Origin of the sequence: Flavobacterium hungaricum (assembly GCF_015182285.1) — a bacterium.
GTDB lineage: Bacteria > Bacteroidota > Bacteroidia > Flavobacteriales > Flavobacteriaceae > Flavobacterium > Flavobacterium hungaricum.
Window position 1 is genome coordinate 1,019,118 of record NZ_PRDM01000002.1, and the last position, 22,470, is coordinate 1,041,587.

At 34.2% G+C, this 22,470-nt stretch carries 24 protein-coding genes; 22 read left to right on the forward strand and 2 right to left on the reverse strand.

Going from position 1 to position 22,470, the window contains the following annotated elements; translation table 11 throughout:
• Nucleotides 1-42: 42 nt before the first annotated feature.
• The 3 genes from porN (C4F50_RS12205) (at nt 43) to C4F50_RS12215 (ending at nt 3,393) form a co-directional block, all read left to right on the forward strand.
• Nucleotides 43-1,032 (forward strand): type IX secretion system ring subunit PorN/GldN, encoded by a 990-nt coding sequence (gene porN, locus C4F50_RS12205; protein ID WP_194138932.1) that lies wholly within the window; start codon nt 43-45, stop codon nt 1,030-1,032.
• Nucleotides 1,033-1,259: 227 nt separating this feature from the next.
• On the forward strand, nt 1,260-2,249 hold the full coding sequence (gene porN / locus C4F50_RS12210; protein ID WP_194138933.1) for a type IX secretion system ring subunit PorN/GldN: 990 nt from the start codon (nt 1,260-1,262) through the stop codon (nt 2,247-2,249).
• A gap of 70 nt (nt 2,250-2,319) precedes the next feature.
• Nucleotides 2,320-3,393, forward strand: coding sequence for an NAD(P)/FAD-dependent oxidoreductase (locus C4F50_RS12215; protein ID WP_194138934.1), 1,074 nt, complete (start codon nt 2,320-2,322; stop codon nt 3,391-3,393).
• On the opposite strand, the gene C4F50_RS12220 is transcribed toward C4F50_RS12215, so the two are convergent.
• Nucleotides 3,374-3,757, reverse strand: a complete 384-nt coding sequence (locus C4F50_RS12220; RefSeq protein WP_194138935.1) for a DUF983 domain-containing protein — start codon at nt 3,755-3,757, stop codon at nt 3,374-3,376. The two genes, C4F50_RS12215 and C4F50_RS12220, sit on opposite strands and share 20 nt — an antisense overlap.
• A gap of 296 nt (nt 3,758-4,053) precedes the next feature.
• On the opposite strand from C4F50_RS12220, the gene C4F50_RS12225 reads away from it, so the two are divergent.
• The 18 genes from C4F50_RS12225 to C4F50_RS12310 all read left to right on the forward strand — a co-directional run bounded on the left by C4F50_RS12225 (nt 4,054) and on the right by C4F50_RS12310 (nt 20,402).
• The gene (locus tag C4F50_RS12225; protein WP_194138936.1) at nt 4,054-4,629 is read left to right on the forward strand and encodes a TerD family protein; all 576 of its coding nucleotides are present in this window, start codon (nt 4,054-4,056) and stop codon (nt 4,627-4,629) included.
• 68 nt (nt 4,630-4,697) lie between these two features.
• Nucleotides 4,698-5,363, forward strand: a complete 666-nt coding sequence (locus C4F50_RS12230) for an HAD family hydrolase (RefSeq protein ID WP_194138937.1) — start codon at nt 4,698-4,700, stop codon at nt 5,361-5,363.
• Nucleotides 5,364-5,365: 2 nt separating this feature from the next.
• Nucleotides 5,366-6,172 carry a phosphoribosyltransferase family protein gene (locus C4F50_RS12235; RefSeq protein WP_194138938.1) on the forward strand — a complete coding sequence of 269 codons (807 nt, stop codon included), beginning with the start codon at nt 5,366-5,368 and terminating at the stop codon, nt 6,170-6,172.
• A 3-nt stretch (nt 6,173-6,175) separates the two neighbouring features.
• A complete protein-coding gene (locus C4F50_RS12240) occupies nt 6,176-6,730 on the forward strand; it encodes a TerD family protein (protein ID WP_194138939.1) in 555 nt (184 codons plus the stop codon).
• Between the two features lie 4 nt (nt 6,731-6,734).
• Nucleotides 6,735-7,343 carry a TerD family protein gene (locus C4F50_RS12245; protein WP_194138940.1) on the forward strand — a complete coding sequence of 203 codons (609 nt, stop codon included), beginning with the start codon at nt 6,735-6,737 and terminating at the stop codon, nt 7,341-7,343.
• A gap of 4 nt (nt 7,344-7,347) precedes the next feature.
• A complete protein-coding gene (locus C4F50_RS12250; RefSeq protein WP_194138941.1) occupies nt 7,348-8,436 on the forward strand; it encodes a toxic anion resistance protein in 1,089 nt (362 codons plus the stop codon).
• 14 nt (nt 8,437-8,450) lie between these two features.
• Entirely contained in the window at nt 8,451-9,416 is a 966-nt protein-coding gene (locus tag C4F50_RS12255; protein WP_194138942.1) for a hypothetical protein, read from the forward strand.
• 12 nt (nt 9,417-9,428) lie between these two features.
• Complete coding sequence (locus C4F50_RS12260; RefSeq protein WP_194138943.1) at nt 9,429-9,980, forward strand: TerD family protein; 552 nt, start codon at nt 9,429-9,431, stop codon at nt 9,978-9,980.
• 21 nt (nt 9,981-10,001) lie between these two features.
• Nucleotides 10,002-10,661, forward strand: a complete 660-nt coding sequence (locus C4F50_RS12265; protein WP_194138944.1) for a TerD family protein — start codon at nt 10,002-10,004, stop codon at nt 10,659-10,661.
• The gene (locus C4F50_RS12270; RefSeq protein WP_194138945.1) at nt 10,661-11,074 is read left to right on the forward strand and encodes a hypothetical protein; all 414 of its coding nucleotides are present in this window, start codon (nt 10,661-10,663) and stop codon (nt 11,072-11,074) included. Before C4F50_RS12265 ends, C4F50_RS12270 begins: the two co-directional genes overlap by 1 nt.
• 13 nt (nt 11,075-11,087) lie before the next feature.
• Nucleotides 11,088-11,726 carry a vWA domain-containing protein gene (locus tag C4F50_RS12275; RefSeq protein ID WP_194138946.1) on the forward strand — a complete coding sequence of 213 codons (639 nt, stop codon included), beginning with the start codon at nt 11,088-11,090 and terminating at the stop codon, nt 11,724-11,726.
• Between the two features lie 131 nt (nt 11,727-11,857).
• Entirely contained in the window at nt 11,858-12,493 is a 636-nt protein-coding gene (locus C4F50_RS12280; protein WP_194138947.1) for a vWA domain-containing protein, read from the forward strand.
• 2 nt (nt 12,494-12,495) lie between these two features.
• Nucleotides 12,496-12,981 (forward strand): hypothetical protein, encoded by a 486-nt coding sequence (locus tag C4F50_RS12285; protein ID WP_194138948.1) that lies wholly within the window; start codon nt 12,496-12,498, stop codon nt 12,979-12,981.
• A gap of 252 nt (nt 12,982-13,233) precedes the next feature.
• Nucleotides 13,234-14,286, forward strand: coding sequence for a TerY-C metal binding domain-containing protein (locus C4F50_RS12290; RefSeq protein WP_194138949.1), 1,053 nt, complete (start codon nt 13,234-13,236; stop codon nt 14,284-14,286).
• Between the two features lie 3 nt (nt 14,287-14,289).
• Nucleotides 14,290-15,696 (forward strand): PP2C family serine/threonine-protein phosphatase, encoded by a 1,407-nt coding sequence (locus tag C4F50_RS12295; protein WP_194138950.1) that lies wholly within the window; start codon nt 14,290-14,292, stop codon nt 15,694-15,696.
• Between the two features lie 2 nt (nt 15,697-15,698).
• Complete coding sequence (locus C4F50_RS12300; RefSeq protein WP_194138951.1) at nt 15,699-17,210, forward strand: helix-hairpin-helix domain-containing protein; 1,512 nt, start codon at nt 15,699-15,701, stop codon at nt 17,208-17,210.
• A 27-nt stretch (nt 17,211-17,237) separates the two neighbouring features.
• Complete coding sequence (locus C4F50_RS12305; protein WP_194138952.1) at nt 17,238-18,245, forward strand: TerC/Alx family metal homeostasis membrane protein; 1,008 nt, start codon at nt 17,238-17,240, stop codon at nt 18,243-18,245.
• Between the two features lie 240 nt (nt 18,246-18,485).
• On the forward strand, nt 18,486-20,402 hold the full coding sequence (locus C4F50_RS12310) for an ABC-F family ATP-binding cassette domain-containing protein (protein WP_194138953.1): 1,917 nt from the start codon (nt 18,486-18,488) through the stop codon (nt 20,400-20,402).
• A gap of 124 nt (nt 20,403-20,526) precedes the next feature.
• Here C4F50_RS12310 and C4F50_RS12315 read toward each other — a convergent pair whose 3' ends face one another.
• Nucleotides 20,527-21,486: an App1 family protein phosphatidate phosphatase gene (locus C4F50_RS12315; protein WP_194138954.1), complete on the reverse strand. Its 960-nt coding sequence runs from the start codon at nt 21,484-21,486 to the stop codon at nt 20,527-20,529.
• A gap of 61 nt (nt 21,487-21,547) precedes the next feature.
• Between C4F50_RS12315 and C4F50_RS12320 the strand changes: the two genes are divergently transcribed.
• A complete protein-coding gene (locus C4F50_RS12320; protein ID WP_194138955.1) occupies nt 21,548-22,417 on the forward strand; it encodes a diacylglycerol/lipid kinase family protein in 870 nt (289 codons plus the stop codon).
• The last annotated feature ends 53 nt before the right edge of the window (nt 22,418-22,470 follow it).

The window sequence follows — 22,470 nt, forward strand, 5'->3', positions numbered from 1 at the left end:
AGTAGTTTAAAACTACGTTCAATATCTTATAATGATACCACGATGAAAGTAAGAAATTTTTTATTAGCCATTATTTCTATTGCTGGAGGTTTTGCTTCTAATGCACAATCTAATTTGCTTAACGCAAAGACACCAGATCAGATAGGACTTAAAACTCCTGCGCAACTTATCTCAGATAATGATAAGCCTCTTGCTTATGGTTATGTTGATGATAGAGATATCTTGATGGGAAAAACTACTTGGGAAATTATTGATTTAAATGAAAAAATCAACTTTCCATTGTACTTTCCAGTAGATACAGCTAATATTGGTTCTAATAGACGTTCTCTTTACGACGTTTTGACGAAAGCTGTTAAAAACGGCAAAATAACTGAGGTTTATGCTGATAGTTATTTCAATACTAAAAAATCTTTGAAAGACATTCAAGGTGCATTATCTCGTATTGATACTACAGATGCTGGTAGAGAGTTGATTAATCAATATCCTGACGATTACAAATCACGTGTAGTGAAGAAAAAAGTAGTTACAGGTACTGGTAAAAAGAAAAAAGTATCTTATGTTGAAGAAACTGTTGGACCAACAAGAACGGTACCTGCAGAATACATTTTGAAACAAGATCTTACAGCAGCTGACGTTACTCAGTATAAAATTAAAGGATACTGGTATTTTGACAAACGTCAAAGTGAATTAAAGTACCGTTTATTGGGAATCTGCCCAGTAACTCCAGACGTTTATACAATGAATAGCGACGAAAAAGATTATATCGAGTTGTTTTGGATCTTCTTCCCGAACTCAAGAGATGTGCTTCATGAAGCAAAAGCTTTCAACGATAATAACTCTGCACTTCCAATTTCTTTTGATCAGATTTTAAACTCTAGAAGATTTAATGCTGTTCTTTACAAAGAAGAAAACTTGTACGGAGATCGTGAGATCAAAGAATACATGAAGGATAATGCACAAAATCAGTTGTTAGAATCTGAAAGAGTGAAAGAGAAAATCCGTAACTTCGAACAAGATATGTGGAACTACTAAGTAGTTGTGACATAGATTAATAAATATAAAAAACTCTTACTATCTTTGTAGTAAGAGTTTTTTTTTTGTTTCTATACTTTGTCTGCGTTCTTACCCATCCAAGAAAAGCTCTTAAGTTTTTTAAAATGGTTCTACGATAGTCCGTTTTAACTGCTGTTTATTTTATTGTAAGAATATTACAATAAAATAAATATTTTATCGTTTAATAATCTGTAAATTTTATTAAGATGAGAGTAAAAAGAATTTTTGTAACTGTTTTTTTGGTGATTGGCGGATTTACATCCTTTGCACAATCTAATTTGCTGAATGCAAAAACGCCGGCTGAGATTGGATTAAAGACACCTGCACAGCTTATTTCTGATAATGACAAGCCCTTGTCTTACGGCTATGTAGATGATAAAGATGTGCTAATGGGAAAAATGGTATGGGAAATTATCGACTTGAATGAGAAAATCAATTTTCCTTTGTATTTTCCTGTAGATACTGCTAATATTGGGCCAGACAGGCGTTCTCTTTATGATGTGCTGACGAAAGCCATACGAAACGGTAAAATAACAGAAGTTTATTCGGACAGCTATTTTAATACCAAGAAATCTTTAAAAGATATTCAAGGAGCGTTATCTCGTATTGATACCACAGATGCTGGACGAGAATTAATTAATCAGTATCCAGATGATTATAAATCACGTGTAATAAAGAAAAAAGTTGTTACAGGTACAGGTAAAAATAAAAAGGTTAATTATGTTGAAGAAACTGTTGGTCCGACAAGAACCGTACCTGCAGAATACATTTTGAAACAAGATCTTACGGCGGTAGATGTCAGTCAATATAAAATTAAAGGTTTTTGGTATTTTGATAAACGCCAAAGCGACTTAAAATACCGTTTACTGGGAATCTGTCCTGTTACTCCAGATGTGTACACGATGAACAGCGACGAGAAGGATTTTATAGAATTGTTTTGGGTTTTCTTCCCGAATGCTAGGGAGGTATTGCACGAAGCAAAAGCATTTAACGATAAAAATTCTGCAATGCCCATTTCATTCGATCAAATCCTAAATTCAAGGTATTTTAACGCGATAATTTACAAAGAGGAGAATGTTTACGGTGATCGTGAAATTAAAGATTACATGAAGGATAATGCACAAAATCAGCTGTTAGAATCAGAAAGAGTTAAAGAAAAGATTCGCAATTTTGAACAAGATATGTGGAACTACTAACGATTTTTGCAGCACAATAACCAAAAACTCTTGTTACCTTTGTTACAAGAGTTTTTTTTATTTTATTACGATGTTAGATTACTTAATAGTTGGATCTGGATTAGCTGGGATTTCTTTTGCAGAAGTAGCCCTTAAAAACAATAAATCTTTTTTAGTAGTTGATAATATGTCTCAGGTATCTTCAAGGGTTGCCGGGGGATTTTATAATCCTGTTATTTTAAAGAGATTTAGCGAGGTCTGGAACGCGCAGGAGCAATTAGTTTTGATGAATGAATTTTATGAGGAAATCGAAAACAAGCTTCAGACTAAATTTAGCTTTAAGCTGCCGATACTAAGAAAGTTTTTCTCGATCGAAGAACAGAACAATTGGTTTGCGGCATCTGATAAAAGAAATTTAGCACCTTTCTTATCTACAAAATTAGTTTTAAAAAAATATAATGGTATAAATTCTCCGTACGACTATGGCGAGGTGCTGCATACTGGGTATGTTGATACAATGCTTTTGATGGATACTTACAGAGAGTATTTGCAGAAAAACAATCTTATTTTAGAACAATCTTTTGATTGGGGATATATTGAGTTTTTGGATTTTGGCATTCAATATAAAAACATCAAAGCGCGTCATATTATTTTTGCAGAAGGATTTGGACTGCTTAAAAATCCGTTTTTTAATTATTTACCGTTGGACGGAACTAAAGGCGAAATGTTTGTTATAAAGGCTCCAGGTCTTAATCTTGATGTTATTGTAAATACAAGCGTATTTATACTGCCAATGGGTAATGATTTGTTTAAAGTTGGAGCTACATACAATTGGCATGATAAAACCGATATACCTACTCCAGAAGGAAAACAGGAATTAATAGATCGGATTGAAGAAATTATTACCTGCGATTTTGAAATTGTTGAGCACTATGGCGGCGTGCGTCCTACTGTGGCAGACAGAAGACCTTTAATTGGGACACACGAACAGTTTAAATCACTCCACGTTCTAAATGGATTAGGAACAAGGGGGGTAATGCTTGGACCTGCGATGGCAAAGGCTTTGTATGATTATATCGAAAATGAAATTCCTTTAGATCGTGAAATTGATATTAGACGCTTTCACAAAAGATATCTAAAATCGCTTATTTCTGACCAGCATTAGGATCGTAAGAGACAAACATATTAATGTACAAGTTTCTCGACAAACGAAGCACGAATGGAAATAAAACAACCAACGTTAAGATAATCGAAATAAAGGACTGTTCTATTGTTGCTTCAAAAAAGACAAAAGAAACGATAAAAGCGGCAATTCCTACTGCAACATTCAATCCGTAGCTTACATACATAGCGCCGTAGAAAAAGGAGGGTTCAATTTGGTATCTCAAACCGCAATGACTGCAATTTTCGTTCATTTTTAGAACTTTACTTAAATGAAGCGGATTTTTGTCCTTGTACATGCTTTCTTTCTGGCATTTTGGACAGCTTCCTGTTAAAATACTATTTAGTTTTGATCCTCTACTTAACATTTTCTGAAGTATTATTTTGCTTTGAATTTTAAAATTACTTTTTCGATTTTTTCAATTAGGAAGATAAAAACCTTCTAAAATTATTCTGTTGTAATTGCAGAGAAAAAGTCAATACGAAGATACAATTTTTATCGCATCTCCTATTAAAAAAGGGCTGGCCGTAATTGGAAGAAACTGCTTTTTGCTAAAATTTTCATATTTTGTTGATAAGTATTTGGGGTTTTACGTAAACCCACATTTTTCCTTAGCTTCCTTTTTGTATCATTGTAAGTTAAAAATTAATAAGAAGTTTTACTATGGCAATAAATTTACAAAAAGGACAAAAAATTGATATTGGTTTGTCTAGGATTTCTGTTGGCTTAGGCTGGGATCCTAACGAAGGTACAGGACATGAATTTGATCTGGATGCTTCTGCAATAATGATCAACTCTGACCGTAAACTTTTGGGTGAAAATTACTTTGTATTTTATAATAATCTGACTTCGCCAGACGGCGCTTTGGAACACACTGGAGATGATCCAACAGGCGGAAACAGCGACGGTGACGACGACGAAGCTATTAAAGTCGACTTATCAAAAATAGATGCCAATGTTCAGGAAATTCTTTTTGTAGTAACTATTGAAGATTTTGAAAGACGAAAACAAAATTTTGGTCAGGTAAGAAATTCTTATATCAGAATTGTTGATGATGCCAATGGACAAGAAATTGCAAAATATGAATTGGACGAAGATTTTTCGGTAGAAACCGGAGTTGAATTCGGAAGATTGTACAAACGTAACGACCAGTGGAGATTTGAAGCTTCGGGTATTGGTTACAGAGCAGATTTGAGCTTCTTTCTTGAGAAATATTATTCAGGAGAAATTATTAAGTAATAAAAAAAGAGCAACGCTTTAGGAGGGTTCAAACGGGCTTAACTATCGGGGATATTTAAGAAAGTATTTTGGATATAAATTATAAAAAATACAGCCATTTTTCTTTTGATTTGTGGCTGACATTAATTCGGTCAAATCCCGAATTTAAGAAAAAGAGAAATTTGTTGTTTAAAGATTTCTTCGCAATAGACGCTCCAATAGAAAAGGTAACCGAAGTTGTACGGTATTATGATGTTTTATGCAATAATATTAATGAAAAAACAGGATTAAATTTAAGTACGTATGAAATTTATTATCTAATTTTAAGCGCGCTAGGGGTTGATCTTCAGGTTAATGGAGTGGAAAAGCTGAGTGAATTTTATAACGAAACAGAAACTTTATTTTTTAATTATAAACCAGAATTAATATTTCCTGAAATTAAGAGGCAATTTGAAGAAATAACCAGTCAAGGTAAAACGGTAAATATTTTGAGTAATACTGGATTTGTAAAAGGAAAAAGTTTAAGAAAACTTCTTTCTTATTATGAATTATCAGATTCGATTTCTTTTCAGATTTATTCTGACGAAACAGGATTCTCAAAACCCAATGCTGCCATTTTCCAGCTCGTTTTTGATCAGGTAAATAATTCAAGAGAAGTACAAAAAAATGAAATACTGCATATTGGAGATAACAGTATTGCAGATTATAATGGAGCATTGAAATTTGGTTTTAACGCATATCTTTTAAAAATATAAAAGTGAATATAAGCTACAGTTTACATAAAATTGTTGAACAAGAAACCTGCCCTTTTAAGGAAGCAGAATACAGCCGATTTAAATTTGGAGATAAGTTATATGCAGAAAAATTTGCAGAAGATCTTTTTGATGGATTTGTCGAGCAGCATAGAGACTTAATTTTGTCGGATAAGGATATTGTTATTTTGCCAAGTCCGTATTTGTCTATTCCAACAGCGTCCAATTTTTTGTGCTATTATTTTAAAAAAGAGCTTAACAGCTATTTGTTTAAAAATGGAAAAAAAGCCTGTATCGAATCTAAAATCTATAGAAATCAAACCTATGTGACGGATTACGGAAATTTGGATTTTGAACAACGTGTCAAATTAATCTCAAACGATACGTATTATATCGATCGTAATTTTATTGAAGGTAAACTGTGCATTTTTGTAGATGATATTAAAATAACTGGAAGCCACGAGCATACAGTAAATAAAATCCTGAATCAGTATGATGTTAAAGGAGATTTTCTGTTTGTATATTATGCGGAATTGGCAAACAAAGAAATTCATCCAAAAATAGAAAATCATTATAATTACTTTGCTGTCAAAAATGTAGAAGATATTGTTTCTATCGTAAACAGCGAAGATTTTCAATACAATACCAGAATTGTAAAATATATATTAAGTCTGGATGATAAGCAGTTTGCTTATTTGGTTTCGAATATTTCGAGAAAAAAGAGCAACGAATTGTTTCATCTTGCAATAAGCAATAATTACCATCAGATTTTAGAATATCAAAACAACATTAACGTAATAAAAATAGATTAGACTATGGCTATCAACTTACAGAAAGGACAGCGTGAAAATATTAACGCTCCAAAATTTACAATTGGTTTAGGATGGGATACAAATAGCAGTACAACAGGATCAAGTTATGATCTGGATGCTTCGGTTTTTATTTTAGGTGATAACAGAAAAATTTTATCTGACTCTCATTTTGTTTTTTACAATAATCTAAAATCACCAGATGAATCTGTTATTCATACAGGAGATAACTTAACTGGAGACGGAGACGGAGATGATGAACAAGTAAAAATTGACTTGACAAAAATAAATCCTGCTGTAAAAGAAATTTGTATTGTAGTGACGATTCATGATGCGGTGGCGAGAAAACAGAATTTTGGACAAGTTAGAAATTCATTCATTAGAATTGTAGATGACAGCAATAATACCGAAATGGTTAAATATGAATTGGAAGAAGATTTTTCTATTGAAACTGCAGTTGAATTTGGAAGAATTTACAACAAAGACGGACAATGGAAATTTGAAGCTATTGGCGCAGGAATGAAAGGCGGATTAGAAGATTACTTAAACAAATACAACTAAAAACATGGCAATTAATTTAGAAAAAGGACAACGTATTAATCTTGAAAAAAGCAATGGGACCAAATTACAAAACATTTGTGTTGGAGTAAATTGGGGTGCAATCGAGAAAAAAGGATTTTTTGGAACAAAAAAAGAAGCAGTAGATCTAGACGCCAGCTGCGCTATTTATGATGATAAAAAAAATCATATTGATTCGGTTAATTTTAGAAAATTAATATCAAACGACCGTGCTGTAAAACACAGTGGAGATGATTTGACGGGAGACTTAAATGGTGATGACGGACTTGACAACGAAGTGATTACTTTAGATTTTTCGCAATTAACTCCAGCGGCAAACCATGTTGCATTTTTTATCAATAGTTTTAGAGGACAGGATTTTAAAGACATTCCTTTTGCATCTATTCGTATTTATGAAGGAACACCGACAAGAGTTACGCAGGAATTTGCTCGTTTTGATGTTGCAAACGATGCTTCTTTTGCAGGAAATGTTTCGATGGTTTTGGGAGTATTCTACAAAAGAAATGAAGAATGGAAATTCAGCGCAGTTGGAGTACCGACAAACGATAAAAAATTAGAGCAGACAATTGTGACAATTCAACAAAATTATTTATAATAAGATGGAAGAAAATCAATTAGTTACTCAGGAAAATACTGCTTTGATTGATAAAGATGGAAATGTAAACCTGGCTGTAATTACAGAAACAGAGGTTTCTAATTACAAGTCTATTTCAAATCAATTAAACGAAAATGATGCTAATTCGATCCTGAATTACGGGGCCGAAATTCAAAATTCTATCGCAAAACAAAGTGATACCTTTTTAACGAATGTTAGAACTTATAACTCTGGCGAAGTAGGAACTTTGATCAACGATTTATTGACAGAATTGAATTATGTAGATGTAGATCAGTTGGATCAAGGACCGTTTAAAAGGTTTTTGTCTAAAATTCCGGTGTTGAATAAATTGGTGGTGGATGTTAAAAAACTATTTCAGCAGTACGATAAAATTACGGTAAACATTGACAAAATCAGTAATAAAGTCAAAGCCGGAATGATCAATTCTGTAAAAGATAACAGCGCGCTTCAAACCATGTTTGACGGCAATGTGAATCTGATTAAAGAAATGGAAAAACATATTATTGCAGGTCAGATTCGTTTTAAAGAATTAGGCGAAGAACTTGCGGTAATGGAAGCAAATCCAGCACAATATCAGGATTATCAAATTTCAGACAAAAGAAATTTCGTAAACCGCCTGGACAAACGTCTTGCAGATATGAAAATTGTTCGTTTTATCATGCTGCAGTCTCTGGCTCAAATACGTGTGGTTCAGAATAATAATACTTCTATTGCAGAAAAAGCGCAGTCTATCCTGACTACTACAATGCCAGTCTGGAAAAACCAGCTTACGCTTGCTGTAGCATTACAGCGTCAGAAACAAAATATCGAAGTTCAAAGAAGAGTATCAGAAACAACCAATACCATTTTACAGAAAAATGCCGAAATGCTGAAACAAAACAGTATTGAAGTAGCTAAAGAAAATGAAAACACAGTTGTTTCTCTTGAGACTTTAAAAATGACAACCAAATCGTTAATTGATACTCTGACAGAAGTAAAACAAATTCACGAACAAGGTACAGAAACCAGAAGACAGCTTGACGCAGGATTGCAAAGTCTTGAAGTTGAATTGAAAAAAGGGGTTATAAGTTAATAGAATTTAATTGAATGCAAGAGGAAGAGGAAAGGTACGTTCAAATAATAAAAGATAGTAACAGAAAACTTGTGGTTTTAAAATTGTTGTCCAATTTTTTTAACCACAAGGACTTTGTTGGCGTTTTGGTAAGGACAAAAGTAATTCATTCTCTTTTTCAAAAGAACCAGACATTAGATATAAATAAACTAGAACTATTTCATATTCAGTTTACTAGTAGTCTGATTGATTTGTTTCAGAAGATTAAAAAATCGAAAGAACAGCAGTACATACTGATTTCTGATGAAATATACATTAACAATGATATCATCTCGAAATTAAAGTTTGAAATTGGAGAAGAAAGATTCGCAGAGCAGGCAAAAGAACATGCGCAGAAAATGTCGAAGAAGATCGAAGACTTGTATCAAATTTTTGCGTTAGACAGTAATTGTTTATTTGACTGGAAAGAAATCATGTCTTTTTCTGACGGAGTTAAATCAGAATTTTACAGAGAGATTACGATCGATCAATATGAAAAGCTGACCGCCGTTAATACTAAAAATTACGAAAACAAGTATGCCAGGTTCGAAAAAAAGCTTTTGGGCAGGTTAAATATACTAAAGTTTAAAATTAAGTTTTTGTGTGGTTTAACTTGTAATAATGAGATTATTGAAGTGTATGAATTTAGGGATTCAAATGATAAATTCATTTTTGTAGGCAACGAAAAAGCATTTTATTTCCTAGATAAAGAAATGGAAAAAGAAGTGGATTTTTCGAAAAATAATTCGGCAAAAGGCGAAATTATTGAACAGCTGCAAAATAAAAATAATCTGTTAGAACAAGAATTAAGCACGATTAAAACTTCTCTTCCAGAAAATGTACAGGAAGTGCTGAAAGATTATTTGAATAAAATTTCGTCTGTAGACTTTTTAGAAGATTTGCAAAATGTCGACGAGCAGACCAATATTTTAAAAACAATGTTAAATATTAATATAAATTAAAAGATAAATAAAATGGCAATTAATTTAGAAAAAGGTCAAAGACAAAGTATTGATGCACCAAAATTCACTGTAGGACTTGGATGGGACAGTAATTCAAGCAGTACAGGAGAAAGTTTTGATTTGGACGCTTCGGTTTTTTTAGTTGGTGCAAACGGAAAAATTCCAAATGATAACCATTTTGTTTACTATAATAATCTAAAATCACCTGATGGAGCTGTGATTCATGCAGGAGATAACTTAACAGGAGACGGAGACGGCGACGATGAAAAAATTCAAATCGATTTGTCTAAAATTTCTCCAGATGTAAACGAAATCTCTTTTGTAGTAACCATTCATCACGCCGATACAAGAAGACAAAATTTTGGACAGGTAAGAAATTCATTTATCAGAATTCTAGATCAGACCAATACCGAATTGGTTAAATATGAACTAGATGAAGATTTTTCTATAGAAACTGCGGTAGAATTTGGAAGAATTTACAAAAGAAATGAAGAATGGAAATTTGAAGCTGTTGGAGTAGGAATGAAAGGCGGCTTACAAGATTATTTAAATAAATTCAATTAATTATAAACCTGATTAAAAACTATGGCAATTAACTTAACTAAAGGGCAAAAAATTGATTTAAGAAAATCAAGCGGTGAAACATTAACTAATTTCTGCGTTGGTGTAAACTGGGGTGCAATTGAAACAAAAGGATTTTTAGGATTATCAAAAAATGTAGTAGAGATCGACTTAGATTTAAGCTGTGTTTTGATTGACGACCAAAATAAACTTTGCGATCACTTGTATTCTCCATTATACAGAGTCGAAGTATTACAACAGTTTGGTCTGCCAAAAGGTAAATTAGTAAGCGTTGACGGTGCTTTAAAACACACTGGAGACGACCTTGCCGGAGATACTGGCGGAGACGACGGCTTAGATAATGAAATTATAACTGTAGACCTTTCTAAAGTTGATGCCAAAGTAAATCAGATATTTTTCTTTTTAAATAATGCAGGAAAAGAAGATTTCTCTCAAATTCCATATGCAAAAATCAGAATGTACGAAGGTACGCCGACAAGAGTAGTTTCAGAATTTGCTTCGTATAATGTATCTGCAGATTCACAATACGTAAACAAACGCTCAATTATCATGGGTAAATTGTACAAACGTAACGGTGAGTGGAAATTTAGTGCCATTGGTGACCCAACAGATGATACTTTCTTAGGACAGACGATTCATAAAATCGTACAATCTTACCTGTAATGGAAATCAAAAATATTGAAGGACTAAGAGTTTCGCAAATACGAGACATGGTTCAGCAGGGAGGTAAATTTGTGGTTTTTCCGTACACAGTTTCATTTATATTAATGACCTTAAAAAGAAGTTCAGACATTTATTTCATCAAAGCAGATGAAAATACATTTAAGTACTCTTACGGCTATGTTTTATTGAACTTATTTGTAGGCTGGTGGGGAATTCCATGGGGGCCGATTTACACAATTGGTTCTGCTTATCACCACATAACAGGCGGTAAAGACATTACACAAGCCGTTATGAGCCATTTAATACAACACGATCCAGAAGCCGATACGAGCACTTATAATATTAATGGAGTAGAAAGTTCTAACCGACCAAGTGATGCTGTTGAAACACCAACATACAATATTCCTGTATAAATAACTGATAACCATGAGAAGACTGCCTGTATACTTATTATTAGACACATCTGGTTCAATGACCGGTGAGCCTATCGAAGCCGTAAAAAACGGGGTTCAAATGATGATCAGCTCACTGAGACAAAATCCGCAGGCTATCGAAACTGCCTTTATCAGCGTAATTACTTTTGATTCTACAGCACAGCAGCTAATCCCGTTAACAGATTTAGCCTCTTTTCAAATGGTCGATCTTAAAGCGTCGGGAGTTACAGCTCTCGGTGAAGCTTTAAAATTAACAGCCCATAAAATTGAAACCGAAGTAGCCAAAACAACGACAGAACAAAAAGGAGATTGGAAACCATTGGTTTTTATTATGACCGACGGAATTCCGACTGATAATTGGGAAAGTGGATTAGAAGAATTTAAAAGAGCAAAAATAGCTTTTACAGTTGCTTGTGCTGCAGGCGGTGGTGCAGATGCGGCGATTTTAAAAAGAATTACAGATAACGTAGTAAGTCTGGATACGGCAGACAGCGCCAGTATTGGAAAGTTTTTTCAATGGGTAACAGCTTCAATTGGAGTATCTTCTACAAAAGTGGAAGATTTTGGTAAAGATTTTACAAATTTTAAAGAATTACCTCCGCCTCCGTCAGAATTGAACATCGTAGTTTGATTCGGCGGGACGGAGTTACATTACCGTTATAAGCAGCATTTTTAAAAATCATTTTAAAAATGACACTAACAATTGCTTTCAATATTAAACTTGAAAGAAAGTAATTTTCATTGTGATAACATTAGACGAATATGAGAAGACTACCAGTATATTTTTTGTTAGACACGTCGGGATCAATGTACGGAGAACCCATTCAGGCGCTGAATAATGCTTTAAGCGGTATGATCAACACGTTGCGAACAGATGCCCAGGCATTAGATTCGTTATGGATCAGTATTATAACCTATGACAGAGAAGTAAAAGAAATCGTTCCGCTTACAGAACTCGTTCATTTTCAGCTTCCAGAAATTACCTGTCCCCAAAGCGGTCCCACTAATACAGGTGCGGGACTGGATTTTGTAATTCAAAAAGTAAAAAAAGATGTAATTAAAGGTTCTGCAACTCAAAAAGGAGATTGGAAACCCTTGCTTTTTGTTTTTACTGACGGAAAACCTTCTGATATTCAGTTTTATAGAGAAAAAACACAGGAGATCAAAAATCTGAGTTTTGGAGCGGTAGTTGGCTGCGCAGCGGGACATATGGCAAATGACGAAATTTTAAAAGAATTGACGGACAACGTAGTACATTTAGCGTCAGCTGATAGTTCTACATTGAAACAATTTTTTAAATGGGTTTCAGAAACCATCGAGCAGGGCAATAAAAGCCAGGGAACGGGCGAAAGCGTAACCTTGCCGCCGCCGCCGAGTGAAATAACTGTTGTGATCTAATTATGGAAGTGCTGGGAACAATAATATCAGTTATTGGTTTAATTGTATATATAATACAAAAAGTAAATCAATCCTCTCATGGAGATACTAACACGACTTATTACACCGACACGACCTATGCTGTTGTACACGAGTTTACACCGCAGGAAAAATTAGATAACATGAATATTGATAGTCTCAATATTTGTTATAAAACTGCTGGAATAACTGGTTTTTCTATTGAAAAAGCCAGACTTACACTGCTTAACCATTATGTAGAAAAAGATTTTTATATAGACGATGTTATTATACGCCAGAACTGCATGTACATAAAAGTAAGACATTCAATTCCTTACAATGACGGGAACAAATGTTATGGCGCTGCATTTTCAATGAATTTTATGACCGTAAATAATGGTGTTTCAGTTTACGGATCAAAGAAAATAAACGCTGACGAAGAACAGGTTTTTAAAGAAATTGCAAACGAATTAATAACAGCAGTTGCATAATGTATTTTATTAAAATTTTTATTCAGGTTTTAATAGTCGGCCTGTTTTTATACTCCAAATTATTGCCGTATAAAGAGAAGCTGCATCCGCAGTACAGAAGCATTTTTGATTTTTTCAATAGTATTTTCTCGCCCATATTCAATTTTTTAAAGACAATGATAAAACCTTTTCAGGTAGGAGCGGGTTTAGCCGTTGATATGACGCAGATTGTACTTTTAATTATTTTTTTAATGTTATTAAACTTCCTTTAAAATGAGAAGATTACCCATATATTTTTTAATCGATATTTCAGAATCAATGGTTGGAGAACCCATCCAGCAGGTTGAAGAAGGATTGGCGACTATAATTCAGGCCTTAAAAACAGATCCGCATGCTCTAGAAACCGTTTTTGTTTCAATTATTGTATTTGCAGGCCAGCCTAAAACGCTCGTTCCTTTGCAGGAAATAGTGAGCTTTTACCCTCCAAAATTCCCAATAGGAAGCGGGACTTCTTTAAGCAAAGGTTTAGGACATTTAATGTATGAATTAAGAAGCAATATCGTTAAAACAACTTATGAAGTAAAAGGAGATTGGAAACCAATCGTCTTCTTATTTACTGACGGAGTGCCTACAGATGACAGTCAGGCTGCAATAAACGAATGGAAACAAAACTGGCAGCGAACAGCCAACTTAATTGCGATCTCTTTTGGCAGCGAAACAGATACAAAATTATTAGGCGAACTTACAGAAAATGTCCTTCATTTTAAAAATACCAATGTGCAGTCGTACAAAGAGTTTTTTAAATGGGTCACAGATTCTATTAAAACCAGCAGTATCAGTGTCGAAAATAACTCGAGCGGTTTTGAATTGGCAAAATTAGACGGAGAAACACTTTCTAAAATAGATTTAACCAAAGAAATTCCGAATCGTCAGTATGTCGATGATAATTTTGTGGTTTTAAACGGAAAATGTCAAAATACAAAGAGGCCGTATTTGATGAAATACCGCAAAACTATTGCCGAATCTATTTACGCCGGAATCGAATTATCGTCTAAAAATTACAAATTAGTCGGAGCTTATCAAGTTGATAATTCTTATTTTGAATTAGCCGATTCTGGTAATTTCAGTAATAAAGTCAATACCGATGAACTTATTGGCGGTCCAACCTGTCCGTGTTGCGGTAATCAGGTTGCTTTTGCCGTTTGTGTATGTGGTAAAATACATTGTATAGGGGACGAAAATATCAGTACCTGCCCATGGTGCGGTAATCAGGGAAGTTACGGCTGCGGTGAAGGCGGTTTTGATGTAAACAGAACGCAGGGATAATTTATGGAAGAGACAAAAAGATATCTTCGGTCTTTTTTATCACAACATAAAATAGACATTTCTTCGGGCAAAACAGCGCTCTTTGACGAGTTTACTGCCAGCGAAAAAAATGTGAACGCAGTAAAAATAATTCAGGAAAACCAAAAAATGATTATGGAGAATTGGATGTTGAAAAATAAAATTCATGATATTTTGACCCAAACGGTTTCGATACCAAACGGAACTGTGAATAAAAAATATTATGCAAAAATTGATTTCAATACTTTGGGCTGGAATGATTTTATTGCCTTAGAAATTGAAGGTTTGGAAAATACAGGTCTTGAATTTACTAAAAACGATGAGCTTGTTGGAACTCCAGAAATAAGCGGCGATTTAAAAATCAAAATAAAATTTAGGATTGAAGGCGAACCCGAAGATTCTGCTTTAAATGAAAAAATAATTACATTAATTATAAATCCAGATCCCAAATCGCTGTGGAAAAATCTGGAAAGTGATAAAAATGATCCTTTCTGGAAACCGGATAATGAAGCCGTTGCGGCTAAATTTTTAGATAAAAATATTGTAATAGCATCCAAAAGAGGCAGAAGTCATGCCAATGCAGGCTCATTTAGAGAAGACGATTTTGCTTATAAAAATCTAAAAGAAATTGGCTGGAGTGTTCTGGCGGTTTCTGATGGGGCAGGATCTGCAAAACTCTCAAGAAAAGGTTCTAAAATAGCCTGTGAATCTGTTGTTCAGTATTTTGAAGAAAATTTAAAGCCAGAAAATCTAAAAGAATTTGATCAGGTTTTGGCTGAGCATCATAATAAAGCCAGTGACGAAACATCAAAAAAAATAAGTCATTTTGTTTATCAAAATCTCTCAAAAGCCGCACATGCTGCACATCAAAAATTAGAAGAATTTGCCGTTAAAAACGAAACAGAACTTAAAAACCTTCATGCAACTTTAATTTTTACATTGGTTAAAAAATACGATTTTGGATATGCCATTTTAACTTTCGGAATCGGCGACTGCCCAATCGGATTATTAAATAAAGATCTCACGGAAATTAAATTAATGAATTGGCTTGATGTCGGCGATTTTGGCGGCGGAACACGCTTTGTTACCATGCCCGAAATTTTTCAAAGTGATAAATTTTCGACCCGATTCGGTTTTAAACTGGTGGATGATTTCTCTTATTTAATGCTGATGACAGACGGAATTTATGATCCTAAATTTGTAGTTGAAGCTAATTTGGAAAAAATCGAAAAATGGGCAGAATTTCTGGAAGATTTAAAAGGAAAAAATGAAGACGGCACCAAAGTAGATTTTGATAAAAACAATCCCGATATTGCAGCGCAGCTTTCTGCTTGGATGGATTTTTGGAGTCCGGGCAATCATGACGACAGAACCCTTGCTATAATTTATTAAGTATGAGTACGATTACAGTAAAATCAATTAATGACACTACAAAGTCTTATCAGTTTGTTGATAACGGCGAGCCGATGCGCGGCGGTGTTAAAGATGTTTATTTTAGTCCTGACAGAAAATATGTTGTAGCAATTTTTAGGGATAAATTAGATTTCAATCAAAAAGAGAGACTGCAAAGAATCACTAATAAATATCTAACGCAGATTCAAAACGGAGATGCCGGAGATTATTATTTAAACGAAGTCTACCGCTGGCCCACAGATGTTATCGAACATAAAGGACTAACGGGAATTATTGTGCCTATTTACGATTCTAAGTTTTTCTTTAAAAAAGGATATGAAACCAGCGAGTTAATTCAGGGAAAAGAAAAAAACGGTAAATGGTTTGCAGGTTCAAAATTTAGAAATCCGCATTTTCCGCTTCGCGTAGCCAAATCAGAATTAGGAGATTGGCTGAGTTATTTTCAGGTTTGTGTTAATTTGACCCGCGGTGTCAAAAAAATGCACGCAATGGGACTGGCACATTCTGACCTCTCATACAATAATGTTTTGATTGATCCAGTCAATAAATCGGCTTGTATGATTGATTTAGACGGATTAGTTGTTCCCGGATTGTTTCCTGCAGAAGTTATTGGTACAGCAGAATTTATAGCACCAGAAGTACTTTCGACCAAACATTTAAACAAAACAGATCCCGATCGTAAATTACCAAGCAGATTAACAGATCTGCATGCATTGCCGGTTTTAATTTATATGTTTTTGCTGCACAGGCATCCGTTAAAAGGAGGGAAGGTGCATGATCTTGATACCGAAAAAGATGATTTGCTGTCTATGGGAGAAAAAGCAATGTTTATAGAACACCCCACAGATCCGACAAACCGACCAAAACTCAATCAGGTTTCAAAATGGGACTTGCCTTGGGCAGATATTACCAAATTGCCGTATACCATTACAGGGCCATATCTTAAAGCTTTATTTGATAGAGTTTTCATAGACGGACTGCACAATCCAATGCAGAGGCCAAATGCCGAAGAATGGGAAATTGCATTGCTTAAAACAACCGACTTAATGCAGAAATGCCACAACATTTCGTGCGAACAAAAGTGGTATGTTTTTGATAATACCAACACACCAAGATGTCCGTTTTGTAATACTCCACACAAAGGAACTCTTCCGGTTTTGGATTTGTATTATCAATTTCAGGAAACTGTCTGGAAACCAGAAAATCACAGATTAATGGTTTACAACGATCAATATTTGTTTCAATGGCATGTTAATCGTAATATTGCCAGAAATGAAAAACTCACGGCTGCGCAAAAAGTACCCGTTGGTTATTTTACTTTTTTTAATGATAAGTGGGTCTTTGTCAACCAAAAACTAACCTCATTAAAAGACGTAACCGAAGACAAAGAAATTCCTATTGGAACAATGCTTGAGCTTACAGACGGAAAAAAAATACTGCTTTCTAAAGAAGAAGGCGGCAGAGTGATAGTAGTTACAATGGCAAATAAATAATTTAAATCTAACCTAATTAATATTAAAATGAATCAACACCCTATTTTTTCAGAACATCCAGGCTTAATAATAGTATTTGCCGTCGCAGTCCTAATCATGCTGTTGTTAGATTTGGGAATTTTCAACAAAAAAAGTCATGTCGTAAGTAACAAAGAAGCAGTTACCTGGTCTTTGGTATGGATCAGTTTAGCAATGATTTTCAGTGGTTTGATCTATCACTATGCAGGAGCTGCTAAATTTTACGAATTTCAATCGGCTTATTGGATAGAGAAAGCACTTTCTGTAGATAACCTCTTTGTATTTATATTAGTTTTTAAATTTTTTGATGTACAGAACCAAAACAAACACAAAGTTTTGTTCTGGGGAATTATTGGAGCCTTGGTTTTAAGAGCCATTTTTATATTCTCAGGAGCATTCTTAATAGAGCTTACATACCTCAACAAACTATTAAGCCTAGTAGGTATGGAAGGTTTCAAATACGACATCAATCTAATCATGACAGCCTTTGGATTATTCTTGGTTTATGCAGGAATCAAATCTTGGTCTGCCGGAGATGAGGATGATGAAGAAGATTACAACAACACAAGAGGAGCAAGATTGATCAGAAAGTTTTTCAGCGTTTCTGATAAATACGATGGGGATAAATTCTTTACATACGAAAACGGAAAAAAACTAGCAACGCCGCTTTTAGTAGTGGTAGCAGTAATTGAGTTTACAGATTTACTTTTTGCAGTAGATTCTATTCCGGCAATTTTTGCAATTTCAAACGATCCTTTTATTCTTTACACTTCAAACATTTTTGCAATTTTAGGTTTAAGAGCATTGTTCTTTTTATTAGACAATTTCATTCACTTATTCAGCAAACTGCAATACGGACTGGCAATTATCCTTTCGTTCATTGGTATCAAAATGATTATTGCGCCGTTTTACCATATCGATTCTATTTACTCTTTAATCGTTATTGGAGGAATATTGGTAATATCAGTATTATTATCAATTTTGTTACCAGAACCAAAAGAAGAAACAGCAGAATAAAAACAATTTTTAGATTAAAAAAAGGATGGAAAGTCATTTTAGATTCTCCATCCTTTTTTTATAATCTTTTTTGAAAGAACGATCAGGAGAGAGATTTTACAATCAAAATGCATCAAAATATTTGTTTTCGATACAGCGGTTAAAACTTAAATTAATTGTCTTACTTTTGCACTTTCAAAAAGTAAAGTAAAAAAAGCCTTTTAAACGCTAATTTACAGCTCATACTTATAGTTACAACTTATGCTTAATATACACAATCTTTCGGTTTCTTTTGGAGGAACATATTTATTTGAAGAAGTTACTTTTCGTTTAGGCGCCGGCGACCGCGTAGGTCTTGTTGGTAAAAACGGAGCAGGTAAATCTACAATGCTAAAAATGCTCGCAGGAGATTTCAAACCAGATTCTGGGGTTATTTCTCAGGAAAAAGATATCAGAATGGGATTTTTACGCCAGGATATCGATTTTGAACAAGGAAGAACCGTTTTAGAAGAAGCATATGAAGCTTTTACAGAAATCAAAGTTGTAGAAAAAAAGCTCGAAGAAATCAACCACCAATTGGTGACCAGAACCGATTATGAAAGCGAAGAATACGGCCAGATAATCGAAGACCTTTCAGATTACACGCACCGTTTTGATCTTCTTGGAGGATATAACTATGTAGGAGATACCGAGAAAATCCTTCTTGGATTAGGTTTTAAAAGAGAAGTATTCAACAACCAGACCGAAACATTTTCTGGTGGATGGAGAATGCGTATCGAGCTGGCAAAACTTTTATTGCAGTCAAATGATGTACTGCTTCTAGATGAGCCAACCAACCACTTAGATATCGAAAGTATCATTTGGTTAGAAAACTTCCTTCGCAATTATCCGGGTGTTGTAGTGATTGTATCACACGATAAAATGTTTTTGGATAATGTTACCAATCGTACCATCGAAATTTCTTTAGGAAAAGCATACGATTTCAATAAACCTTATTCTCAATATTTAGAACTGCGTCATGAAATTCGCGAAAAGCAATTAGCAACGCAAAAGAACCAAGCTAAAAAGATTGAAGAAACAGAAAAATTAATCGAGAAATTCCGTGCAAAGGCCTCAAAAGCTTCAATGGCACAATCGCTGATTAAAAAGTTAGATAAAGTAGAACGAATTGAAGTTGATGAAGACGATAATTCCGTAATGAATATTTCGTTTCCAGTTTCAAAAGAACCAGGAAAAGTAGTAATTGAAGCGGAACATGTTACAAAAGCTTACGGAGATAAAGTCATCTTAAAAGATATTGATTTACTTGTAGAACGCGGCAGTAAAATTGCCTTTGTGGGACAGAACGGACAAGGAAAATCGACTTTTATCAAAGCCATTGTAAACGAATTTGAATACGAAGGAAATATCAAATTAGGACATAATGTACAATTAGGATATTTTGCTCAAAATCAGGCCGAATACTTAGACGGAGAAATCACTCTGCTGCAGACTATGGAAGATGCTGCAACAGATACCAACCGTTCTAAAGTTCGTGATATGTTAGGTTCGTTTTTATTTCGCGGAGACGATGTAGAGAAAAAAGTAAAAGTACTTTCTGGAGGAGAGCGCAACCGTTTAGCACTTTGTAAACTGCTATTACAGCCAATCAACGTATTACTGATGGATGAGCCTACGAACCACTTAGATATTAAATCCAAGAACGTTCTAAAGGCTGCGCTGCAAAAATTTGGAGGAACGCTATTACTAGTTTCTCACGACAGGGATTTCCTTCAGGGAATGTCCAACATTGTTTACGAATTTAAAGACCAGAAAATAAAACAATATTTAGGCGATATCAACTTCTTCTTAGAACAGCGCAATCTCGAAAACATGCGTGAAGTAGAGAAAAAAGATGTCGTAAAAGCGGCTGCTCCAACAAAAGAAACAAGCAAAGTTTCTTACGAAGACCAGAAGAAAGCAAAAGCACTTCAAAACAGATTAAGTAAAGTCGAAAGTCAAATCAAACAATTAGAAAAAGACATTCAGCACGACGATAAAATGCTCGCGTCTAATTACGACAAACATATCGAAGACGCTTCATTCTTTACCGCTTATAACAAAAAGAAAGCAGATTTAGATCAATTGCTTCTTGATTGGGAAGTGGTCCAAGAAGAGATAGATAATTTTAATGCTTAGTTAAGTTTTTTTGTTTCAGGTTTCAAGTTTTTGTTGGAACCTGAAACCTGAAACCTGAAACCTGAAACCTGAAACCTGAAACCTGAAACTTGAAACAAAAAGAACCCAAAACAAAAAGTCCAGCTTAAATAATCCCAATCGATCTGGAATGCTCAATAGCCTCAATACTATCTTTAAAATAACAAACTGAAACATCAAGGCTTTCTAGATTATTCAGGATTTTAAGAGTAGCATCTTTTTGATGTCTTCCCGTCTGCCTGATATAAACCGCAATAACCGTTACAGGGAAAATTTTGCAGATTCTTTCGTATAAAATAGGATCATGCTGAGAATCGTCGCCCAGCAGCACATATTTTAAAGTAGGATAAAATTCTACTACATGTTTTATTTTTTCAAACTTATGATCGTGGCCTCCTCTGCCGCTCATAAAAAAATCTGTAACACCTCTTTTGATATCTTTCAGCAGAATTACCGCTTTAGGAAGTTTATGAATCTTTGTAAATTTTGCAATAAAACGATACAAATTCCATTCGCTGCTCGAGATGTAAAAAAAAGCATTTGTTTCTTCCTGATTATTTCTTCCCGCCGCACTCAACGCTTGATAATGCGCCACGACATTTTTAAAAACTTTGCGGTCATTTACATTTTTAAACAAAAGAATGTACAGTTTTTTAAAAAAATTCTGCGTGTGCGAAATCAAAAAAGTATCATCAATATCCGATATAATTCCAAGATTTCCTTTGTGAGGTCTTATAAAACTGCCTTTGCAGGTCACATTTGCATTATTATATTTTAGCGACACCTCATAAGGCATCCAGCCAAAATGCGTTTCCTTTTCTAACGGAATACAAAATTTAAAATAACCGTCATCTAATGTCTTAGTATGAATCACTTGATCATTATAATGAAGATAAACATCAAAATTTTTAATGGTTTTAATTCGGAACAGTTTAAGAATTGAAGTGGCATTTTTAAATTTCCTTTTTTCGAAATCATAATTATGTTCTCTCTTTAAAACATGCCCCATTACAATTAATTCTTGCTCATTTGCATAACCCCGATATAATTGTAAAATTGGTTTCATTAATTGCGTATATTTATGTAACTGTAATTTACTTAATATAATTGGTTTTAAAAATAAAATTTTGAAAAAGAACATCCTCTTTGTCGTAAATCCAATCTCTGGCGACCTCGACAAATCAAATTTAATAGAAGCTGTAGAAGAATTTGCGGCCACCAATCATTTTGATCTGGAAATTTATGAAACAACCGGAAAAAATGATTTAAAAGAAATTCAAAAAATATACGATCAATATATTCCTGAACGAATCGTTGTTGCTGGCGGAGACGGAACCATAAAAATGGTTGCTGAAGCTATGGAAGAACACGATGTCATCATCGGTATTCTGCCTGCGGGTTCTGCCAACGGTCTTTCGGTAGATTTAAACCTGCCCGCAGGAATAGAAGAAAACCTTAAAATTGCCTTTTTAAACCATTATATCGAAATGGATATGATTTGTATCAATGGCAAAAAAAGCATCCATTTGAGCGATCTGGGATTAAATGCCAATCTGGTAAAAAATTACGAAGAAAGCGATGTAAGAGGCTTTTGGGGATATGCTCTGCAGGCTTTTACAACCCTTAAAGAAGCAGAAGAGCCTTTTGTCGCCACCATTTCGGCAAACAACAAAATAGAAGAGCATGTGGCCAGAATGATCGTAATTGCCAATTCGCAAAAATACGGAACAGGCGTAATCATCAATCCGAACGGGGCTATGAATGACGGGAAGTTTGAATTGGTAATCCTAAAAAACCTTGATTTACTTTTAATAGGCAAAATTATTACTGGAAATATGCCTATTGACTCCGATGACGTTGTGATTATTTCGACGGACAAAGCGACAATTAAAACCGATTATCCCGTTAATTTTCAAATAGACGGAGAATATTGCGGCGCTCAGACTTCGTTAGAGATTCATATTCTGCACAAACAAATGAAATTGGCTGTGCCTTAAAAAAAAAGAAAGATTAAAAATTTAAGTAAGTAATAAAAGGAAGAAAAATCTGG

Excerpts from the sequence above, each read along its gene's own strand:
- C4F50_RS12245 (WP_194138940.1), top strand. The coding sequence starts at position 6,735 with ATGGCAATTAATTTAGAAAAAGGACAACGTATTAATCTTGAAAAAAGC.
- C4F50_RS12295 (WP_194138950.1), top strand. The coding sequence starts at position 14,290 with ATGGAAGAGACAAAAAGATATCTTCGGTCTTTTTTATCACAACATAAA.
- porN (WP_194138933.1), top strand. The coding sequence starts at position 1,260 with ATGAGAGTAAAAAGAATTTTTGTAACTGTTTTTTTGGTGATTGGCGGA.
- C4F50_RS12225 (WP_194138936.1), top strand. The coding sequence starts at position 4,054 with ATGGCAATAAATTTACAAAAAGGACAAAAAATTGATATTGGTTTGTCT.
- C4F50_RS12270 (WP_194138945.1), top strand. The coding sequence starts at position 10,661 with ATGGAAATCAAAAATATTGAAGGACTAAGAGTTTCGCAAATACGAGAC.
- C4F50_RS12265 (WP_194138944.1), top strand. The coding sequence starts at position 10,002 with ATGGCAATTAACTTAACTAAAGGGCAAAAAATTGATTTAAGAAAATCA.
- C4F50_RS12240 (WP_194138939.1), top strand. The coding sequence starts at position 6,176 with ATGGCTATCAACTTACAGAAAGGACAGCGTGAAAATATTAACGCTCCA.
- C4F50_RS12280 (WP_194138947.1), top strand. The coding sequence starts at position 11,858 with ATGAGAAGACTACCAGTATATTTTTTGTTAGACACGTCGGGATCAATG.
- C4F50_RS12305 (WP_194138952.1), top strand. The coding sequence starts at position 17,238 with ATGAATCAACACCCTATTTTTTCAGAACATCCAGGCTTAATAATAGTA.
- C4F50_RS12290 (WP_194138949.1), top strand. The coding sequence starts at position 13,234 with ATGAGAAGATTACCCATATATTTTTTAATCGATATTTCAGAATCAATG.
- C4F50_RS12260 (WP_194138943.1), top strand. The coding sequence starts at position 9,429 with ATGGCAATTAATTTAGAAAAAGGTCAAAGACAAAGTATTGATGCACCA.
- porN (WP_194138932.1), top strand. The coding sequence starts at position 43 with ATGAAAGTAAGAAATTTTTTATTAGCCATTATTTCTATTGCTGGAGGT.
- C4F50_RS12300 (WP_194138951.1), top strand. The coding sequence starts at position 15,699 with ATGAGTACGATTACAGTAAAATCAATTAATGACACTACAAAGTCTTAT.
- C4F50_RS12275 (WP_194138946.1), top strand. The coding sequence starts at position 11,088 with ATGAGAAGACTGCCTGTATACTTATTATTAGACACATCTGGTTCAATG.
- C4F50_RS12310 (WP_194138953.1), top strand. The coding sequence starts at position 18,486 with ATGCTTAATATACACAATCTTTCGGTTTCTTTTGGAGGAACATATTTA.
- C4F50_RS12215 (WP_194138934.1), top strand. The coding sequence starts at position 2,320 with ATGTTAGATTACTTAATAGTTGGATCTGGATTAGCTGGGATTTCTTTT.
- C4F50_RS12255 (WP_194138942.1), top strand. The coding sequence starts at position 8,451 with ATGCAAGAGGAAGAGGAAAGGTACGTTCAAATAATAAAAGATAGTAAC.
- C4F50_RS12285 (WP_194138948.1), top strand. The coding sequence starts at position 12,496 with ATGGAAGTGCTGGGAACAATAATATCAGTTATTGGTTTAATTGTATAT.
- C4F50_RS12220 (WP_194138935.1), bottom strand. The coding sequence starts at position 3,757 with ATGTTAAGTAGAGGATCAAAACTAAATAGTATTTTAACAGGAAGCTGT.
- C4F50_RS12315 (WP_194138954.1), bottom strand. The coding sequence starts at position 21,486 with ATGAAACCAATTTTACAATTATATCGGGGTTATGCAAATGAGCAAGAA.
- C4F50_RS12250 (WP_194138941.1), top strand. The coding sequence starts at position 7,348 with ATGGAAGAAAATCAATTAGTTACTCAGGAAAATACTGCTTTGATTGAT.